This is a genomic window from Chryseobacterium artocarpi (genome assembly GCF_001684975.1).
In the GTDB taxonomy this organism is placed as follows: Bacteria; Bacteroidota; Bacteroidia; order Flavobacteriales; family Weeksellaceae; genus Chryseobacterium; species Chryseobacterium artocarpi.
On record NZ_MAYH01000023.1, the window covers coordinates 713,016 to 729,209 of the forward strand.

The window sequence follows — 16,194 nt, forward strand, 5'->3', positions numbered from 1 at the left end:
TGCACGAATGATTTTTGTGGCGTGGTAGTTATTTTTCGATTATTTTATGGAAACTGCTTTGATTATAAATATTAAACCTGTTATCTCTGAGAAACCCCAGCAAAGTCATATTAAACTCTTTAGCGAGATCAACTGCAAGACTGGACGGTGCTCCTATTGCCGCCACAATAGAAATTCCTGCCATAGCTGCTTTCTGAATCAGTTCAAAGCTGGCTCTTCCACTAAGTACCAAAATATGATCTTTCAATGGAAGTTGTCCGGTAAACAAAGTGTGTCCTATCAGTTTATCCAATGCATTATGCCTTCCGACATCTTCTCGTAAAGCCAGCAGATTCCCATTAAAATCAAAAATACCGGATGCATGAATACCGCCTGTTGCACTGAAATTATTCTGGAAAGACTGTAAGTTTTCGGATAACTGATATATCTTTTGCAATGTTATAGCCTGTTGTTCCTGTTCAATATTCTGGAAAGTACTTACTGTTTTTATGGATTCGATAGAGCCTTTTCCGCAGACTCCACAACTGGAAGTGGTATAAAAATTTCTATCTGCATTTTTAAGCTGGGGAACAAAATCATCTGCCATTTCCACTTCGATGACGTTTTCTCTATTTATGGAACATTCGGCACTGGGATGATCTATATTTTTGATCTGGTTATATCCTGAAATAATTCCTTCTGTGAACAGAAAACCGGCAGCAAGTTCGGCATCATTACCGGGAGTCCGCATGGTGACAGATATATTTTTAGTTTCCCTTTGATCTTTTCCATAAGATATACGGATTTCCAAAGGTTCTTCTACCGAAATATCATCTGTATAAGGAAAACTGTTGTTTCCTTTTACTTTGACAATATCGATCTGCCTTACAGATTTATTTTCTAATATATTGGTTTTCATATCTTAATAATCTGGTATAGTAAATATACGAAATTTCGTCCTTCCAACTACGGATGTGCAGAAACCCATTCTTCACCATCTTCAAAAATTTCTTTTTTCCATATAGGAACGGTTTGCTTTATGGTATCAATCACATAACGGCAAGCTTCAAAAACCGCATCTCGGTGTCCGTCACTTACCACAATTACTACCGCAGCATCACCAGGAAACAAAATTCCGGTACGATGATGTACAACGATATTACGTACAGAAAAACGGGATATAGCCTGATCCACAATCTTCCTGATTTCTTTTACAGCCATAGCTTGATAGCATTCATATTCCAGCCGAACCACCTTTTTATTTTTTGTGACGTTCCGAACTGTTCCTATAAATGTTGCAATGCCACCACTACTCAGATCTTCAGCCAAGGTGAGACATTCGGTTATGCTTAAAATATTATCTGTGATTTTGATATCGACCATTTATTTCTTTTTTTCCTTTGATTCTAAATCTGATTTTGTTGTTTAATGACAGGAAACCGCCACGAATCCACGATTGTTTGGTTCAAATGATTATAAATTATCCTCCGCTTACAGGTGGAATAAGTGCTATTTCATCTGTGTTTACAATAGTTTGATCATCTTCTGCATATTCTTCATTTACAGCAATGAAATAGGATTTCAGTTTTACCAATTGAGGAAAATCTTCTTCCAGTATTCTTTTTAACTGACCAACGTTCAGATCATCCTGTGTTTCCAGTTCTTTTTCTGCAGCTCCCAAAATATCTTTCGTTATTCCAAAAGCTAGTATTTTAAGTTTCATTCTATTTTTTAAAATAAATTTTACCAATATTTTATCAAAACATTTATACCTGCAACCAATACAAGTATAGCCGTCATTCTTTTTATAATCAATGGGTTCCATTTCAGAGACATTCTTGAACCGATCTGTCCACCGATCAAAACAGCCAGACATAAACTCAGAATCCTGAAATAATCCATATCTACTGATAATTTTGACAACTGTCCTACAATTCCGGACAAAGAATTTGCCAGTATAAAAACACTGGAAGTAGCTGCAATTTTTCTCGGAGTATCCCATTTCATGAGATTAAGCAATGGAGAAAGGAAAATTCCGCCTCCAATACCAACTAAACCGGACAAAAAGCCAATTCCACCCCCTAGAAAACTGTTCCCTAATAAGGATGTTCTGGAATTCTGTAAGGTCTTTTCATCTACTTTAGTATCTGTTTTTACCCATAATAAGATTGCTGCAATGATCAGCGTAATCCCCAGAATCAGGAAGAATGTTTCCTGACTGATTTTCAGAATAGCTCCCAGATACGCCATGGGAACACTGACGAGTGTAATGGGGATTACTTTTTTCCAATCTACCTGTTTATTTTTAATATAAATATATGCACCTCCTACTACCACAATGACATTACAGATCAATGCTGTTAACCTTATTTCCTGGTAAGGAAGGGCATACATCGCCAAAACAGCAAGGTAACTGGAGCCACCTCCAAATCCTACCGATGAATACACAAAGGCTATTATCAAAAAGAACAGAAAAATCTCCCAATGTCCCATACTATTTTATTGAAGATTAATTTTATTACAATAATACTCATTTTAAGCCTTGTTTTATGAGAGAAAATATAAAAGTCTATACTGTAATTTGTGAAAAAAATGTCATAAATTGTGTATCTAAGGAATACTGTAATGTAATCTCTTTATCATTTATTAAATTTGATTGATCAGAAATAATTTAAAATGTCAATAAACGAAACACCAAACAAGATGAATTCCCAAAACGTCACCGATTATCCTAACAACAATACCTATTTTCTGGTTTGGAACTTTAAACAGGATGCCGATTCTTCCAAAATTAAAGCTGTATTTCAGAGAATGTGCGCTTTGATTATCAACCTTAATAATTCTGCTCTCGACCGTTTCCCAGATTCAAAGGCAAGCGTTGTAATGGGTATTGGATATGAGGCATGGCTACAACTGGAACTTCCTACTCCGCTTCCTAAAGAGTTTAAAAAATTTGAGGAAATAAAAGGCAGCAAACACACTGCTGTAAGTACGAGAGGTGATCTTCATTTTCATATTCGTGCAGACGAGAAAAGCTTTGCCTATGATATGGCTTCTACGATCTCAGATTTTATGAAAGACATTGCAGATTGTGTGGTAGAAGTTCAGGGATTCCGTTATTGGGATAGCAGATCTATCTTAGGTTTTGTGGATGGTACAGAGAATCCGCATGGTAAAGACCGTGATTATTTTGCCATTATTGGAGAAACAGATCCCGAGTATCAAGGGGGAAGCTATCTTTTCACACAAAAATACATCCATAATATGAATGCCTGGAAATCTCTTTCTGTGGAAGATCAGGAAAAAGTAATCGGAAGATCAAAGGAACAGGATATTGAGATGGATGATGATGTAAAGCCTAAAAACTCTCATATTGCATTAGCGAATGTTGGTGATGATTTTAAAGTGGTGAGAGATAATATGCCTTTCGGAAATGTTTCCACGAATGAAATGGGGACTTATTTTATTTGTTACGCAAGTACTTTCAGCACGGTAGAAAAAATGCTTACCAATATGTTTATTGGTGATCCTCCAGGAAATTATGACCGCATCCTGGATTTCAGTACAGCGCAGACAGGAACCTTATTTTTTGTTCCATCAGCAGATATGTTGGATGATTTTTCCTCTTAGGTTTATTGAAGATTTACTATATAAGATAAATGGACCGCTTCTTCTGAAACGGTCCATTTTTTATTCTGAGATTATTAATTCCGAATGTATGTTTTCGCTTTGTAAAATCCTTTTTAATTTTTCTTTCACAACCTGAATAATTTCTCCGTTTTTTATTTTATTTTTCTTTTGTAATGGTTTTCCCTGAACAAAAATTCCATTAATTTCTATTAATTGATTCAGTTTGCCTGATGAAAGGTGTAAACATCTTCTGACAACGGTTGATATTCGAAGGTTAAAATCAAAAGGGCTATGAACTTTAAAGGAGAATATCTCATCTTCAGAACTTTTCATTTGCTCTTCTAAAATTTCCTCATACAGAATCTCATATTCTACACTTTCAAGATCTGCTTCAACATTATTTTTTCGTCTTGTCTCCTGTGAAAATGCATATTCCCAAGCCAAATCGGTATCATTTTCTGAAAATCTATTAAAGATATCTTTACTGATAGATTCTGTTCTGATTCTGGAGAATATAGTCATATTGTAGCGGTTATTACATTTTACACATCTGTAAATTAACCATATATCAATGTTTTTTTTCTGGGCATTTAATCTGAATTTATCACTGCAATGAAATCTGTCGCTGTCACAATGATTGCATTTCTTTTTTAAGGTGGGAGTATTTTTCGCTTTGATCTCCCATATATACTGTATACTCATTCTTATCGTGCTTAATATTCTTTGTAAGATTTTTACATATTATTCACGCATTACCAATCGTAAGATCTTATACAGTAGAAAAATAAATGCACAAAAGCTTCGCATCTATTCTCTATTCAAATTTGACTGATAAATATGTCAAAAAGGAATACAAAATGCAGCTGCTCTCTCAGCAATACGGTAAATAATATGATAAACAAGAACCTGTTCGGGTAGATTTACCCAAACGAAAGAATCATTAACCTGTGGTTGTGAAGGCTAATATTAAGCGATAATAGGTTTACGAGCTGTTCTCAAAACGAATTGTTTACTTGATTGATATAAAAGTAGTGATTTTTTTGTTTTGAAACATAAAGCGTATAGGTTTTTTCAAAAGATGAGAAAAATTAATCATTGTAAGTGTGTGTGTGTTGTTGGAAAGCGCAAAGACGCTAATTATTTATTTTAGTTATGCATTAAGGCGCGAGGATTTTATCTGCGATAAAATTGAATATGGCTTTGTTTTAATTGCCACGAATGCATGAATTATTTTATTTACTCATAAGTCTATGTACCTATGAGGTTAAAAAAAATCTAATTAAATATACACACCTATTAAAAAATTCTGCGCACTATGTATAATCTATGAGAAAGTTTTAAAATAAAAAAGGGTCCTCATCATGTGAAGACCCTTGAGCGGGAAATAGGGAGAACCACCACCCTTCAAGCATAACCTCGATATTTCAAAACTTCATGAGCTTAAAGTTTAAAATTTCCCCACACTATTTCTATTAGATTAATAACCGCTGTTCTGGGTTAAATTTGGATTTGCAGTAATATCAGCAGATGGAATAGGAAATATATTAAATTTAGTATCTACAGCTTTCCCATCTTTTGTATTTCCTTTCCAGCTCCAAACATAATCTCCAGGGGTAAATTTGTTGAAACGGATAAGGTCTGTTCTTCTGGTAAGCTCCCATGAAAGCTCTCTTGATCTTTCGTCCAAAATGAAATTAAGATTCAGCTCTGCATTGGAAATTGCACCATTTCCGTTGTTATAAGCTCTGTTTCTTACCACATTAATATAAGTAAGTGCAGAAGACGAGTTTCCTGTTCTGAAATATGCTTCCGCAGCAGTAAGATATGCTTCTGAAAGACGGAACATCGGGAAATCTGTATCCACATACGCTGCATCTGAACCTGGATTGCCGTTTTTATCCACATTTCTCCATTTTGTAAAGGCATATCCATCCTGGAAAGTTCCCGGAAGTGCTGCAATTTCTTTTTTGTGACCAACATTAAAAATCAATGCTCTGCTATCATTTTTGGTAAAAGCATTAGGATCTGTTGTTTTGAAATTCTGATCAGCAGATTGGAATTTATTAACAAATTCAGGGCGCAGACGGATATTTCCCCAGCCGCCGGCAATTCCCATATTCAGGTAGTTGAGCATCGTTCCCCCAGTTTGTGCCAGTACAAAGAATGTAGTTCCGCCATATGTTTTTGATCTGATACCGTCCATATTCAGGGACCAGATAATTTCAGGTGAAGTATTGTTGTCTGCCAGGAAATTGTATAGGTATTTCGGAGATAGGCTGTAATGGCTTAGAATCACTTTTTCAGCATATTCTGCTGCTTTATTCCATTGTGGAGATTTTGTATAAACCTCTGCGTTCAGATATAGTCTTGATAACAGGAAATTAGCAGCCGTTTTATCTACTCTTCCATATTCATTGGTTGCCGGAAGAATCGTCTCAATATCTTTTAATTCTTTTTCTACATAAGCATATAAATCATTAGGCATGATTTGTTTAGGTAAAAACTGAGGATCAAGCTTATCAGCATCCGTCACAAAAGGTACTTTTCCAAAGGTATCCAATAGCACCCAATAAGAATAGGCTCTCAGAAAACGTACTTCTGCTCTGAAATATGCAACTTCTTTCTTAAAATCAGGGTTTGTGTGACCTCTCTCCTGCATTTTCTCATCTGTAGTCTGTCTTAAAAACTCATTGGTATAGCCGATGATCTGATATAATCTTGCATAATAACCATTCAGAATTGCAGTATTGGAATCCCAGCTGTTGGTTGCCATCTGTCTCAAACCATTCGATTGTGAGCCCATGATCGCTTCATCGGTTGTAAGCACCTGAACATAGAATGCCAGACGGATAAATGAGCTGTATCCCTCATCAAAATTACCCATATCAGGATCTCCGGTAGGACCTTGCTGTCCGCTCAAACATAATGCTGCATAACATTTGGCAAGAACTCCTTTGTAATTTTCAGGTTTGGAATAGATTTGCTCAGTTGTCACAATATTCGGATCAATAGGCTCTGTATCAAGGTCTCCGACACACGAGATTACCGAGAAAAGCAAAAGGATAAAAGGTATTATATATAAACGTTTCATAGTTTAATTATTTAAAGTTAACATTTAATCCAAAAAGGAATGAACGTGGTCTGGCGTACATATTGTTATCGATTCCCAGATATACTTCAGGATCTAAGCCACTGTATTTAGTAATCACAAAAGCATTCTGAACTGAGAAGCTCACTCCCAGATCAAATTTGTCGCTGATCTTTTTAAAAGTACGCCCCAACGTCATATTATCCATTCTGAAAAACGATGCATTTTCCAGGAAGAAATCTGAATAAAGCTGTAGGTTTTCAAACCCCTGTTCTGCCGTGTAACTTAATATATTGGAGTAAGTACCGTTTTCAGGGTATATCTTTGATCTGTAATCTTTTGATTTAACATTATTGTATACGTAATTTCCAAAATTTGCATGCCCATTAAATCCAAAATACCAATCTTTGTAACTCACCTTTGAGGAGATTCCCAGATAAGATTTTGGCATTGGGCTTTTATCCTTTACCAATCCACCTTTATATTTTCCTTCAATGGGTCTGTTATTGTCATCATATTCCTGTTGATACAGATAGAAAGTATACGGTGAATATCCTACAGAGTGAATCTGAATAGTTCCTGCTGTTGAACCGGAAACGTTTCCTATATTCACGCCATAATTTGAACTGTCTACAAGAGTCAGTTTGGTGATCTTTGAATTGTTGAAAGTAAAATTCACATCCATATTCCATTGCCAGTCTCCGCTTTTCACAGGAATGGTGTTCAAGCTAAGTTCTACCCCCTTATTTTCCATAGAACCAATATTGGTAAAGATCATATTGGTAAGATTGGAACCTGCTGCTACGGAGATTTTATTCAAAAGATCATCGGTTGTTCTTTTATATACTTCAACAGATCCGGAGATTCTGTTTTTTAAAATTCCGAAATCCAATCCTAAGTTATAGGTAGATGTTGTTTCCCATTTAAGGTTTGGGTCGTAACCATTGGGACGAATGGTTTGGTAGAACTGGTTTCCCAATTGATATAAAGCATTGGACTGACTGTAGGTATATGTCTGCATCCATTCATAATCTCCGCCAATGTCCTGTTGTCCTGTTTTACCATAACTTAATCTTAATTTCAGATCGGAAAGGAAATTACTGTCTTTTAGGAATTCTTCTTCTTTAAGTTTCCATGCAAAAGCTGCAGATGGAAAGAGTCCCCAATGATTATTTTTGGCGAAACGAGATGAACCGTCATTTCTAAGGGTTGCCGTGAAAAGATAACGGTCTTTAAAGCTGTAATTCAAACGTCCGTAAAATGAAACAAGATAATATTCGGATTTTGAAACAATATCTCTGTAAATTTTACTTCCTGTAAGATTGCTCTGATTATCATTATAGCTTTTCCAGAATCGCTGCCAGGAATATCCTCCCATCACATCAAATTTATGATTACCCAGCGTTTTGGAATAATTGGCATAAGCATCCAGCTGTAAATTACTTTTCTTTTGAGTGTATTTCTCTACAAGCCCCTGTCCGTCATTTCCAATAGAAGTCCAGGCAATAGGTGCATTATCCGGAACAAAAACATCACCATCACTTTTCAGGATATCAAAACCTGTGTTAAGGTTTAATTTTAAATCTTCAAAACCATGAATTTTATAATCCAGCTGTATGTTTCCAATATGTCTGAAAACTTTCGACTGGTCATTTCTCAGATCAAGAACAGATACGGGATTTGTTCCAGCCTGAGGAACTGGTTTTCCTGTTGCATTTAACCAGATAAAATATCCGAGTCCATAAGGTGAAGAATTATCAAAAACAGGACGTGTAGGATCAAATGTTACGGCTCCGTTCGCCGGATTGGAAATAAAGTCGTTGTTTTCTATACTTGGTTTATAGTTAAGATTTACATTTAAATGTTTATCAAAAAAAGAAGGATTCAGAGCTAAGCTCAGGTTCATTCTTTCATAAGCGTTCTTCTTGATGATTCCTTCCTGATTGGTATATCCCAAAGACAAACGATACGGAATATCCTTCACAGCACCTGTCATACTGAAGTTCTGATCATTACTTACAGATGTACGGTATATTTCTTTTTGCCAATTGGTATCATAAGTTCCCAATCCGTTGATCACCGCTGCATTATCTGCATAACGGCTCTTCATATAAGTTCTGTATTCATCCCCCGTCAGGACATCCATCATTTTTGGATTGTAGCTCACTTTGGTATTGGATGAATATTGGTAACGGGTCTTTTTGCTTCCTTTTTTAGTGGTAATAATAATCACCCCGTTAGATGCTCTTGAACCATAAATTGCTGTAGAAGATGCGTCTTTCAAAACGGTATAACTTTCAATATCATTGGGATTGATCATTCCCAGTATATTACTTGATCCTGATGTAGATGAATTATCAATAGCAATTCCGTCAATAATAATCAGCGGATCATTACTTGCAGATAAAGAAGACCCTCCCCTGATCCTGATGGTAGAACCGGCTCCTGGTGCTCCTCCCGGGGAAGTAATATTAACACCAGCGGCTTTTCCCGTTAATGCGTCCTGTGCAGAAACCGGATTGCCATTATTTTCACTATCCATTTTTACCGTGGTCAGAGATCCTGTAGCATCAGATTTTTTTACTTTTCCATATCCGATCACTACAACTTCCTCAATCTTGTTTTCTTTTACCGAAACCGTATCTTTTGCCATAGAAATAGCTCTGGCAGGTACAATTGCTTTTGCGGAAGTCTTGCGAAGCATTACTGTATTGTTTCTTATCTCATATTCCACGGGATAATTGTTCCTGAGATACTTTAGGGAAGCATCCAGCGATGAATAATTGATACCGTTTTCATCCACAAGAACATCCTTAAAGTCTGTACTGGAATAGAAAAACGGCACTTTGGAAGATTTGCTCAGCTTATCAAAAACCTTAGTAATAGATACCCGTTTTTGCTTTGCCTGCGTGGTTGAAGGCTGTTGTCCGGATTGACCGTAAGCCACTGGAAGTCCCATCGCGACCAGAAGTATCACGGAAATTATTGTTTTTTTCATAAATTTGGGATTAACTTTATTAGACTTTAGCGAGTTAAATAGTTAATTGGCATCAATAACCCCCATTATTGGTGCTTTTTTATTTGAGTTGTATTTCCTTTTCGGATTTTTTTTCTGTTTTAAGGTTGAATGGATAACAAATAGCTGTTAAGACTTCGTTCAGATTTCCTGAGAAAGTTCCTTTTATTCTCTTTTCGCCGTACTCTTTCGGATATTCTATTTTAATATTATATACCTGCTCCAGTTCTGAAACAATATTTTTCAGTGTTTCATCTTCAAATGAGAAGTCTCTTCTGGCATCAGCTGCATAATAGAATTGAGCTGGTTTTTCAACATTCTTACTCCAAGACTGATTGGGTAACAGGTAGGTAATCTTTCCTTTATGATCGACTTTCACTTTTCCCTCAAAAAGTTCAACCTTTTCTTTTCCACTGGTTTGATCTAAGAAAAATTTCGTCCCTAAAACCTGTACTGTAAAATCCTTTGCATTAATTCTGAAAGGTCTGGATTTATCTTTTGCAATATCAAAAGTAGCTTTACCCGTGAAAGTAATTTTTCTGTCAGCTTTCCCAAAATCTGAAGACAAGACCAACGTACTGTGTGGCTCCAGAACAATACGACTTCCATCCGGAAGATCAATACTCTCTGTAAAATCTGCACTCGTATAACTTTGAATTTTAGCTTGTTCTACAACGGAAGAAGATGCAGACGGATTATAGAGAAATACTCCAATTCCTATCACAGCAGCCACAGAAGCAGCCCAATAGACTCTTCTCAGGGTTCTTCCTGTTTTGATTCTACTCTGAATTCCGGCTTTGATCCTGGTATCCGTGAGAGAATCTATCTGCTGGTTTTCTTTGAAGGTTTCTTCCCAGTTCTTTTTAAAATCTTCGTCTTCCATTGTATTCATATTGAGTATTACGCAGAAAAAATAAATCGTCAACCTATTTCTTAGAAAAAAATTAAATAATCTGTCTAAATGTTTATTACAACCCCGAAGTCACATATCAAGAATTAAAAACTTTTGAGGCTTTTTTCATTTAAACATGATCTAGTGAGAACCTACTATACTTTCTAAATACGTTTTCACGTCAGCCCATTTGTAATATGGGAAAGTGTCAGTCTGTATAGGAATATGCACTTCATTTTCGTTATGGAGAAATTTAACCAAAATGTCTTTCTTTTTATTTTTATAAAAAATCAACTGTAGATTTGCTGCCATAGGTGCTGCCTGAAAAGTATTCCAGACTTTATAAACTTCTCTGGGATTGGTTTCTTCTTTATTCATTCCTTCAATATTCAGAAGGGCAAGTAAAGGAGTAATATTTCCGTCATGTCCAAACCTTAGGGAAGCTCCGTTTTTATTGTTCTGAATATAATCTTCTGCTTCATCCAGCATATTTTTTACCAACGGAATAGAATTGTTCTTTACTAAACCTTTACTTAGCGGAGACGGTCCGTCATTTACGTAGGTCTGGTAATTTACCGACTGATAGATATTAAATAATTCATCTTTTGTAAATAAGTCATAGAAAGAAATATCTGTTTCCAAATTCTGCATATCACTGGCAATCCAATAGAATGCTTCAATTACTTTTTCCGGATTTACATTTTTATAGATGTAGTCATCATTATTGAACAGGTTTTTGATAAATCTTTCAGATTTCATATTCTCTGCTCTGAACTTTCTTTTCTCTTCCTGCCAGAAGTTATCTGCCGAACGGAAATCAATAGATTCTTTGGTATGATGATTCAGATATTTCATGTATTTGTCCGAAGATTCCATATTAATCTGAAGTTTTGGATTATTGGCAACCAATTCATTAGCAAAATTAGCCATACTTATGATACACCTCGGTACCACAGTTGATTTTGCCGTCACTACAGCATTTTTTTCAAAAACTTTAGGGTTGTTTTTAAACATTCTTTGGGAAATCTGCCTGTGTTGTAATGCACCAAGCTCTGTAAGGTCACCATTATGTCCCTCTGCCTGAATCCATATTTTTTTCAATCTTTCTAAAGCGGATTGTCCTTGGGGTGTCAAAGCATTATGATCAGCTGCTTTCTCCAAAATATGCATTACGCCTGAAAAGTCTTTTTCATTGATGAGCCATCTTGAACCGTGTCTTCCGTAATGACTGATATAAAATGATTCATAACCAGATGGAGCCGGAGTCTGTTTCCCGGAAGGTGTAGGATAAGCATAATAAACTCCGCCTGTTGTTTTGATGTCAGAAAAAATTTCTTCTTTCGTGGTCTGCGCATGGGTAGAGAAAAATGCTCCTACAAATAAAAGCAGTAGTGTTGTCTTTTTCATTATAAACTCTTTTTATTCGATTGAATGACAGTTGTACCACTCAAAAAGGGGAACAACTGAAATGTTATACATTGTTCTGAAAAGGAAAAACATTCACAGTGATTACTTTTCTAAACTTTTTCTATCTACTATTACGCAGAGCTATTGAAATCGTCAACCCTGAAAAAAACTTTTTATGAAAATTAATAATGAAAAGAAAAGATTGATATGAGTTTTCAGAAGGTTTAGAACTTTATTCACATGCTTTGCAACAGCATTTTTAGAAATACTGTTTTCTTTGGCGATCTGAGAATAACTCTGTCCTTCGATTTTATGTTTAAGAAAAAAAGCCTTACTTTTTTCCGGCATTTGATGGAGTAATTTTTCTAATTTATCAGAATGTTGCGAATATTCGTCTTCATCCTCTTCTTCTTTTACTACTTTCAGATGAATCTCTTCCTGTAGATCAGAAAAGGAAAGTTTATTTTTTCGGTAAAAATTCGCGATTTCCTGTTTTGCTGTTTTGAAAATAATTGCCTCTTTGTTTTTCTCCAAAACCTGCCTGTGCTTCCATAAATGAACAAAAATATCCTGTACTACATCTTCAATATCTTCTCTTCCATGAATGTATTTTTTCACGAAAAAAAAGACCTGATGCTTGTATTCATCATATATTTTTTCAAATAAAGGCTCCACAACAATTTAAAATACGGTAACTCTTCAAATATATAAAAAAATAAATTCCAAAAAATCTACGTTTTTCAGATATGAATAAAGATTCTTTAAAAAGTTATTTTAAATAAAAAGAAAAATGCGGAATATAAATATCCCGCATTTAGATTCATCGTACTGTGTTCTTGTGTGTGTTTTTTGGGCTTTAATAAGCGATGATAAAACTCTATTTTACAAAGTTTATCATGTTTGGATTTTTTTTAGAATTTAACCAATCACTGAAAAATTTCTATTTCAAATTCCTGAGACAAATATCCGTCAATCATCAACTGAATCTACAATTTCAACCATAACAATTCCTATACACTTAAAGGTAATACCCCTATACAATCTATATACAAAAAACCATAAAACAATACAAATCAATATTTTAAAAATATTGATCAAAAAACTAAACGTATTATCTGATTTATTAAAACAAAATCACGACCATTTCCAATCCAGCTCTGTGTGATAAGGAATTTTTATTTCTTTAAAGTAATTACGGAGCCATTCGATGTCTGGAACCTGCTGTTTTGGAAATATCAGATAGCTTCCGGAATTTAGTTTAATGAAAAAATTTTCTTTTGTTTCCGAAAGCCATTCAAAATGATCTGTATGATGCTTAGCTTCAAGTTGCGTATTTTTCATCAGGATATATTCCTTATTGAATTCTACATCATAAGTATTGTTATCACTACTTTTAAACTGTTCGCCCTGAGCAACTGTAGTATAGAATTTTTTATAATAATATCCTGCATATTTTGGATAGATCAGGAAAAACAATCCACCAACGAGAAATATCGATCCGCCCAATACCAGATTAAAGATCATTAAAAATAACCCTATCACCGCTATCATTCCTGCGAATATCAGACGACTTGTCTTTTTAGATTGTTGTATTTCCTCAGATTTAGAAGCTTCATACAGTAAGCTATCTAACATTATTTTTTCATTAAAGCTCAGCTTCATTGTATTCATGGTAACTTGTATTAGTTTGATTTTGTGGTTGATTTATCTAAGAAACACTAAAATAGAAGTTATCTCTTAAACATACAATTAAATCCTTCTTTTTTTAAACATTAAAAGCCTGATTATTAAAATAACTTGATTCTTTTTTCAGATTTAGGTTGTTGAAAAGTTATCCCATGTTATTTTTTCGATCTTGATTTTTATATATTTAAACGATTTTAAACATAGCTTAAGAGATAAGGCAGGTTCTCTCATGAATATTTGATAGAGGAAAACTTATTTATTTTAATTGTAAAGAAAAAGAAATGGAACTCTTCCCCATTATAGACATTCAGGATTTCAGAGCGAAACAACTCTCGGGAAATGAGAATTTTTCGTATTCTGAAATAAAGGGAATTCATCACATTGAACGTCCTCACAGACATCATTTCTTTTTACTGGCACTTTTTGAAAAAGCCGGAGGTATTCATACCATTGACTTCAATGAATATAAAATCGGCAACAGGCAGATTCACATATTGTTTCCGAAGCAGGTACATACATGGAATCTTGAAGAGCATACGATTGGATATCAGCTTATGGTTGACCGTGAACATTTTGAAAAGTTTTCATCCAATTTTCCTTTCTCCTTTGCTTATTATCATAGAAATCCTGTTATTTCCCTGTCTGAATCAGTATTTAACACCCTGCTTTATGAGTTTAAAGCGATTCAGAATGAACTTAGTGATCAGGATTTTCTTCCGGAAGTGATTCATGCAAGAACTGCGGTGATCATTTCTATGGTAAGTAAGGAGATCAAAAGGCTATTTTCCGAACGTGAAAGTAACCAATACAGCACAAGAGTGGTAAAATTCCATGAACTTGTTGAGGAGTTTTTCAGAGAAGAAAAATCGATCTCGTTTTATGCAGAAAAGCTGAATATTTCAACAAGTTATCTGACTAAAATATGCCGGGCTCAATTACAGACTTCCCCAACTCAGCTTATTTTACAGCGTACTCTTCTGGAAGCCAAGCGACTTTTAAAATCCACAGATCTGTCTATCAAAGAAATAGCTTTTGACCTAGGGTTTATTGATGCTCCTTATTTTTCCAATTTCTTTAAGCAGCATATAGGTATTACTCCCAAACAATTCAGAGACAACTGACGGATTCTTCAACTCATGGATCGAATTCCACATCTTCCTGAGCTCGCATGTACCTAATTTTGCAACCAGTAATTTTAGATAAGATGATCCAAACAAATAACAATACTATTGACCCTAAGGCTATTGAACAGCCAACGGTAGAGCCTCTGCAAAACAAACCCACACTTACCAAATCACTTCTTTGGTTGATCACCATTACCACAGGGATTGTGGTAGGAAATAATTATTATAACCAACCTCTTTTGGGACTGATGGCAAAGGATTTTCAGGTTACTGAAACGGCAATCAGTATTATTGCAATGCTTACTCAGGTTGGTTTTGCGATGGGGCTTCTGTTTATTGTTCCTCTGGGAGATATGGTACAGCGAAAAAAATTAATACTTTCTATCTTTCTGCTGATCATAGCCTCCCTCGTGGGAATGGTTTTAGCACCTAATCTTCCTTTACTTTATATTGCCAGTTTTATGGTAGGGTTTAGCTCGGTGGTTCCTCAGATGCTTGTTCCTTTAACGGCTGAACTTTCTACTCCAGAAAAACGCAGCTCTTCAATAGGAATGGTGATGAGCGGCTTGCTTCTGGGAATTCTTTTATCGCGTGTAGCAGCAGGCTTTATCGGGGATATCTGGGGATGGAAGGCTATTTATTATATTGCGATTGGCTGTATGATTTTTCTGATGGTATTACTTAGTGCTAAACTTCCGGATGTACATCCCACATTTAAAGGAAATTACAGACAATTGATGCACTCGCTGATACATCTTGCGAAAACACAGCCTGTTCTGCGTCTTTCGGCATTCAGAGGGGCGCTGGGCTTTGCCGGGTTCAGTGCTTTCTGGATTACGTTGGTATTTCATTTAGAGGAAGCTCCTTTTCATGCGGGTTCTGCGGTGGCGGGTTCTTTCGGACTTATTGGAGCGGTAGGAGCTCTTGCGGCTTCTGCGGTAGGTAAAATAGCAACAAAAGTTTCTACTTATAACATAATATTAGTATCTATATTCATGTTACTTGCCAGCTGGATTATCTTTTATTTCAGCGGGTATACTTATATGGGACTGATTGTGGGAGTAATTCTTATTGACCTTGGGCTACAATCGATGCACATCAGTAATCAATCTTCTTTCTTTGCATTAAATATAGGAGCTACAAACAGATTAAATACGGTTTATATGTTCAGTTATTTTGCCGGAGGTTCTCTGGGCAGTTATCTTGCGTCCCAAGCCTGGAAATACTACCAATGGGACGGTGTTGTATATACAGGATTATCCTGTACGCTTCTGGTGCTTATTGCGCATCTTTGGTTTGGAAAAAAGACGATAGCGAAATAAATTTAATTTATAGAAAATCATCATAAAATCCTCAATATTTAGTGTATTGG

The 16,194-nt window shown here is 35.5% G+C and carries 14 protein-coding genes; 3 read left to right on the forward strand and 11 right to left on the reverse strand.

Annotated features, from left to right (window positions below; all coding sequences use genetic code 11):
- Nucleotides 1-28: 28 nt before the first annotated feature.
- The 4 genes from fdhD to BBI01_RS11290 all read right to left on the reverse strand — a co-directional run bounded on the left by fdhD (nt 29) and on the right by BBI01_RS11290 (nt 2,472).
- The gene (gene fdhD / locus BBI01_RS11275; protein ID WP_065394748.1) at nt 29-898 is read right to left on the reverse strand and encodes a formate dehydrogenase accessory sulfurtransferase FdhD; all 870 of its coding nucleotides are present in this window, start codon (nt 896-898) and stop codon (nt 29-31) included.
- A 47-nt stretch (nt 899-945) separates the two neighbouring features.
- Nucleotides 946-1,362 (reverse strand): molybdenum cofactor biosynthesis protein MoaE, encoded by a 417-nt coding sequence (locus BBI01_RS11280; RefSeq protein ID WP_065394749.1) that lies wholly within the window; start codon nt 1,360-1,362, stop codon nt 946-948.
- A 97-nt stretch (nt 1,363-1,459) separates the two neighbouring features.
- On the reverse strand, nt 1,460-1,702 hold the full coding sequence (locus BBI01_RS11285) for a MoaD/ThiS family protein (RefSeq protein ID WP_065394750.1): 243 nt from the start codon (nt 1,700-1,702) through the stop codon (nt 1,460-1,462).
- 20 nt (nt 1,703-1,722) lie between these two features.
- Complete coding sequence (locus BBI01_RS11290) at nt 1,723-2,472, reverse strand: sulfite exporter TauE/SafE family protein (protein ID WP_065394751.1); 750 nt, start codon at nt 2,470-2,472, stop codon at nt 1,723-1,725.
- Between the two features lie 210 nt (nt 2,473-2,682).
- Between BBI01_RS11290 and BBI01_RS11295 the strand changes: the two genes are divergently transcribed.
- Nucleotides 2,683-3,609 (forward strand): Dyp-type peroxidase, encoded by a 927-nt coding sequence (locus BBI01_RS11295; protein WP_065394845.1) that lies wholly within the window; start codon nt 2,683-2,685, stop codon nt 3,607-3,609.
- A gap of 60 nt (nt 3,610-3,669) precedes the next feature.
- On the opposite strand, the gene BBI01_RS11300 is transcribed toward BBI01_RS11295, so the two are convergent.
- The 7 genes from BBI01_RS11300 to BBI01_RS11330 all read right to left on the reverse strand — a co-directional run bounded on the left by BBI01_RS11300 (nt 3,670) and on the right by BBI01_RS11330 (nt 13,683).
- Nucleotides 3,670-4,311, reverse strand: a complete 642-nt coding sequence (locus BBI01_RS11300; RefSeq protein ID WP_065394752.1) for a DUF1062 domain-containing protein — start codon at nt 4,309-4,311, stop codon at nt 3,670-3,672.
- A gap of 775 nt (nt 4,312-5,086) precedes the next feature.
- Nucleotides 5,087-6,700 (reverse strand): RagB/SusD family nutrient uptake outer membrane protein, encoded by a 1,614-nt coding sequence (locus tag BBI01_RS11305; RefSeq protein ID WP_065394753.1) that lies wholly within the window; start codon nt 6,698-6,700, stop codon nt 5,087-5,089.
- Nucleotides 6,701-6,707: 7 nt separating this feature from the next.
- The gene (locus BBI01_RS11310) at nt 6,708-9,695 is read right to left on the reverse strand and encodes a SusC/RagA family TonB-linked outer membrane protein (protein ID WP_083190078.1); all 2,988 of its coding nucleotides are present in this window, start codon (nt 9,693-9,695) and stop codon (nt 6,708-6,710) included.
- Nucleotides 9,696-9,774: 79 nt separating this feature from the next.
- Nucleotides 9,775-10,596 (reverse strand): FecR family protein, encoded by an 822-nt coding sequence (locus BBI01_RS11315; RefSeq protein WP_165602238.1) that lies wholly within the window; start codon nt 10,594-10,596, stop codon nt 9,775-9,777.
- Nucleotides 10,597-10,746: 150 nt separating this feature from the next.
- A complete protein-coding gene (locus BBI01_RS11320; RefSeq protein ID WP_065394756.1) occupies nt 10,747-12,012 on the reverse strand; it encodes a histidine-type phosphatase in 1,266 nt (421 codons plus the stop codon).
- Nucleotides 12,013-12,165: 153 nt separating this feature from the next.
- Complete coding sequence (locus BBI01_RS11325; protein WP_065394757.1) at nt 12,166-12,687, reverse strand: RNA polymerase sigma factor; 522 nt, start codon at nt 12,685-12,687, stop codon at nt 12,166-12,168.
- A 459-nt stretch (nt 12,688-13,146) separates the two neighbouring features.
- Nucleotides 13,147-13,683 (reverse strand): YcxB family protein, encoded by a 537-nt coding sequence (locus BBI01_RS11330; RefSeq protein WP_065394758.1) that lies wholly within the window; start codon nt 13,681-13,683, stop codon nt 13,147-13,149.
- A gap of 296 nt (nt 13,684-13,979) precedes the next feature.
- Between BBI01_RS11330 and BBI01_RS11335 the strand changes: the two genes are divergently transcribed.
- Nucleotides 13,980-14,819, forward strand: coding sequence for a helix-turn-helix domain-containing protein (locus tag BBI01_RS11335; RefSeq protein ID WP_065394759.1), 840 nt, complete (start codon nt 13,980-13,982; stop codon nt 14,817-14,819).
- An 83-nt stretch (nt 14,820-14,902) separates the two neighbouring features.
- A complete protein-coding gene (locus tag BBI01_RS11340; RefSeq protein WP_083190080.1) occupies nt 14,903-16,144 on the forward strand; it encodes an MFS transporter in 1,242 nt (413 codons plus the stop codon).
- The last annotated feature ends 50 nt before the right edge of the window (nt 16,145-16,194 follow it).

What these genes read in the sequence shown, in the direction of transcription:
- BBI01_RS11280 (WP_065394749.1), bottom strand. Translation starts at nt 1,362, where the DNA reads ATGGTCGATATCAAAATCACAGATAATATTTTAAGCATAACCGAATGT.
- BBI01_RS11300 (WP_065394752.1), bottom strand. Translation starts at nt 4,311, where the DNA reads ATGAGTATACAGTATATATGGGAGATCAAAGCGAAAAATACTCCCACC.
- BBI01_RS11315 (WP_165602238.1), bottom strand. Translation starts at nt 10,596, where the DNA reads ATGGAAGACGAAGATTTTAAAAAGAACTGGGAAGAAACCTTCAAAGAA.
- BBI01_RS11335 (WP_065394759.1), top strand. Translation starts at nt 13,980, where the DNA reads ATGGAACTCTTCCCCATTATAGACATTCAGGATTTCAGAGCGAAACAA.
- BBI01_RS11330 (WP_065394758.1), bottom strand. Translation starts at nt 13,683, where the DNA reads ATGAATACAATGAAGCTGAGCTTTAATGAAAAAATAATGTTAGATAGC.
- BBI01_RS11340 (WP_083190080.1), top strand. Translation starts at nt 14,903, where the DNA reads ATGATCCAAACAAATAACAATACTATTGACCCTAAGGCTATTGAACAG.
- BBI01_RS11310 (WP_083190078.1), bottom strand. Translation starts at nt 9,695, where the DNA reads ATGAAAAAAACAATAATTTCCGTGATACTTCTGGTCGCGATGGGACTT.
- BBI01_RS11290 (WP_065394751.1), bottom strand. Translation starts at nt 2,472, where the DNA reads ATGGGACATTGGGAGATTTTTCTGTTCTTTTTGATAATAGCCTTTGTG.
- BBI01_RS11320 (WP_065394756.1), bottom strand. Translation starts at nt 12,012, where the DNA reads ATGAAAAAGACAACACTACTGCTTTTATTTGTAGGAGCATTTTTCTCT.
- BBI01_RS11305 (WP_065394753.1), bottom strand. Translation starts at nt 6,700, where the DNA reads ATGAAACGTTTATATATAATACCTTTTATCCTTTTGCTTTTCTCGGTA.
- fdhD (WP_065394748.1), bottom strand. Translation starts at nt 898, where the DNA reads ATGAAAACCAATATATTAGAAAATAAATCTGTAAGGCAGATCGATATT.
- BBI01_RS11295 (WP_065394845.1), top strand. Translation starts at nt 2,683, where the DNA reads ATGAATTCCCAAAACGTCACCGATTATCCTAACAACAATACCTATTTT.
- BBI01_RS11285 (WP_065394750.1), bottom strand. Translation starts at nt 1,702, where the DNA reads ATGAAACTTAAAATACTAGCTTTTGGAATAACGAAAGATATTTTGGGA.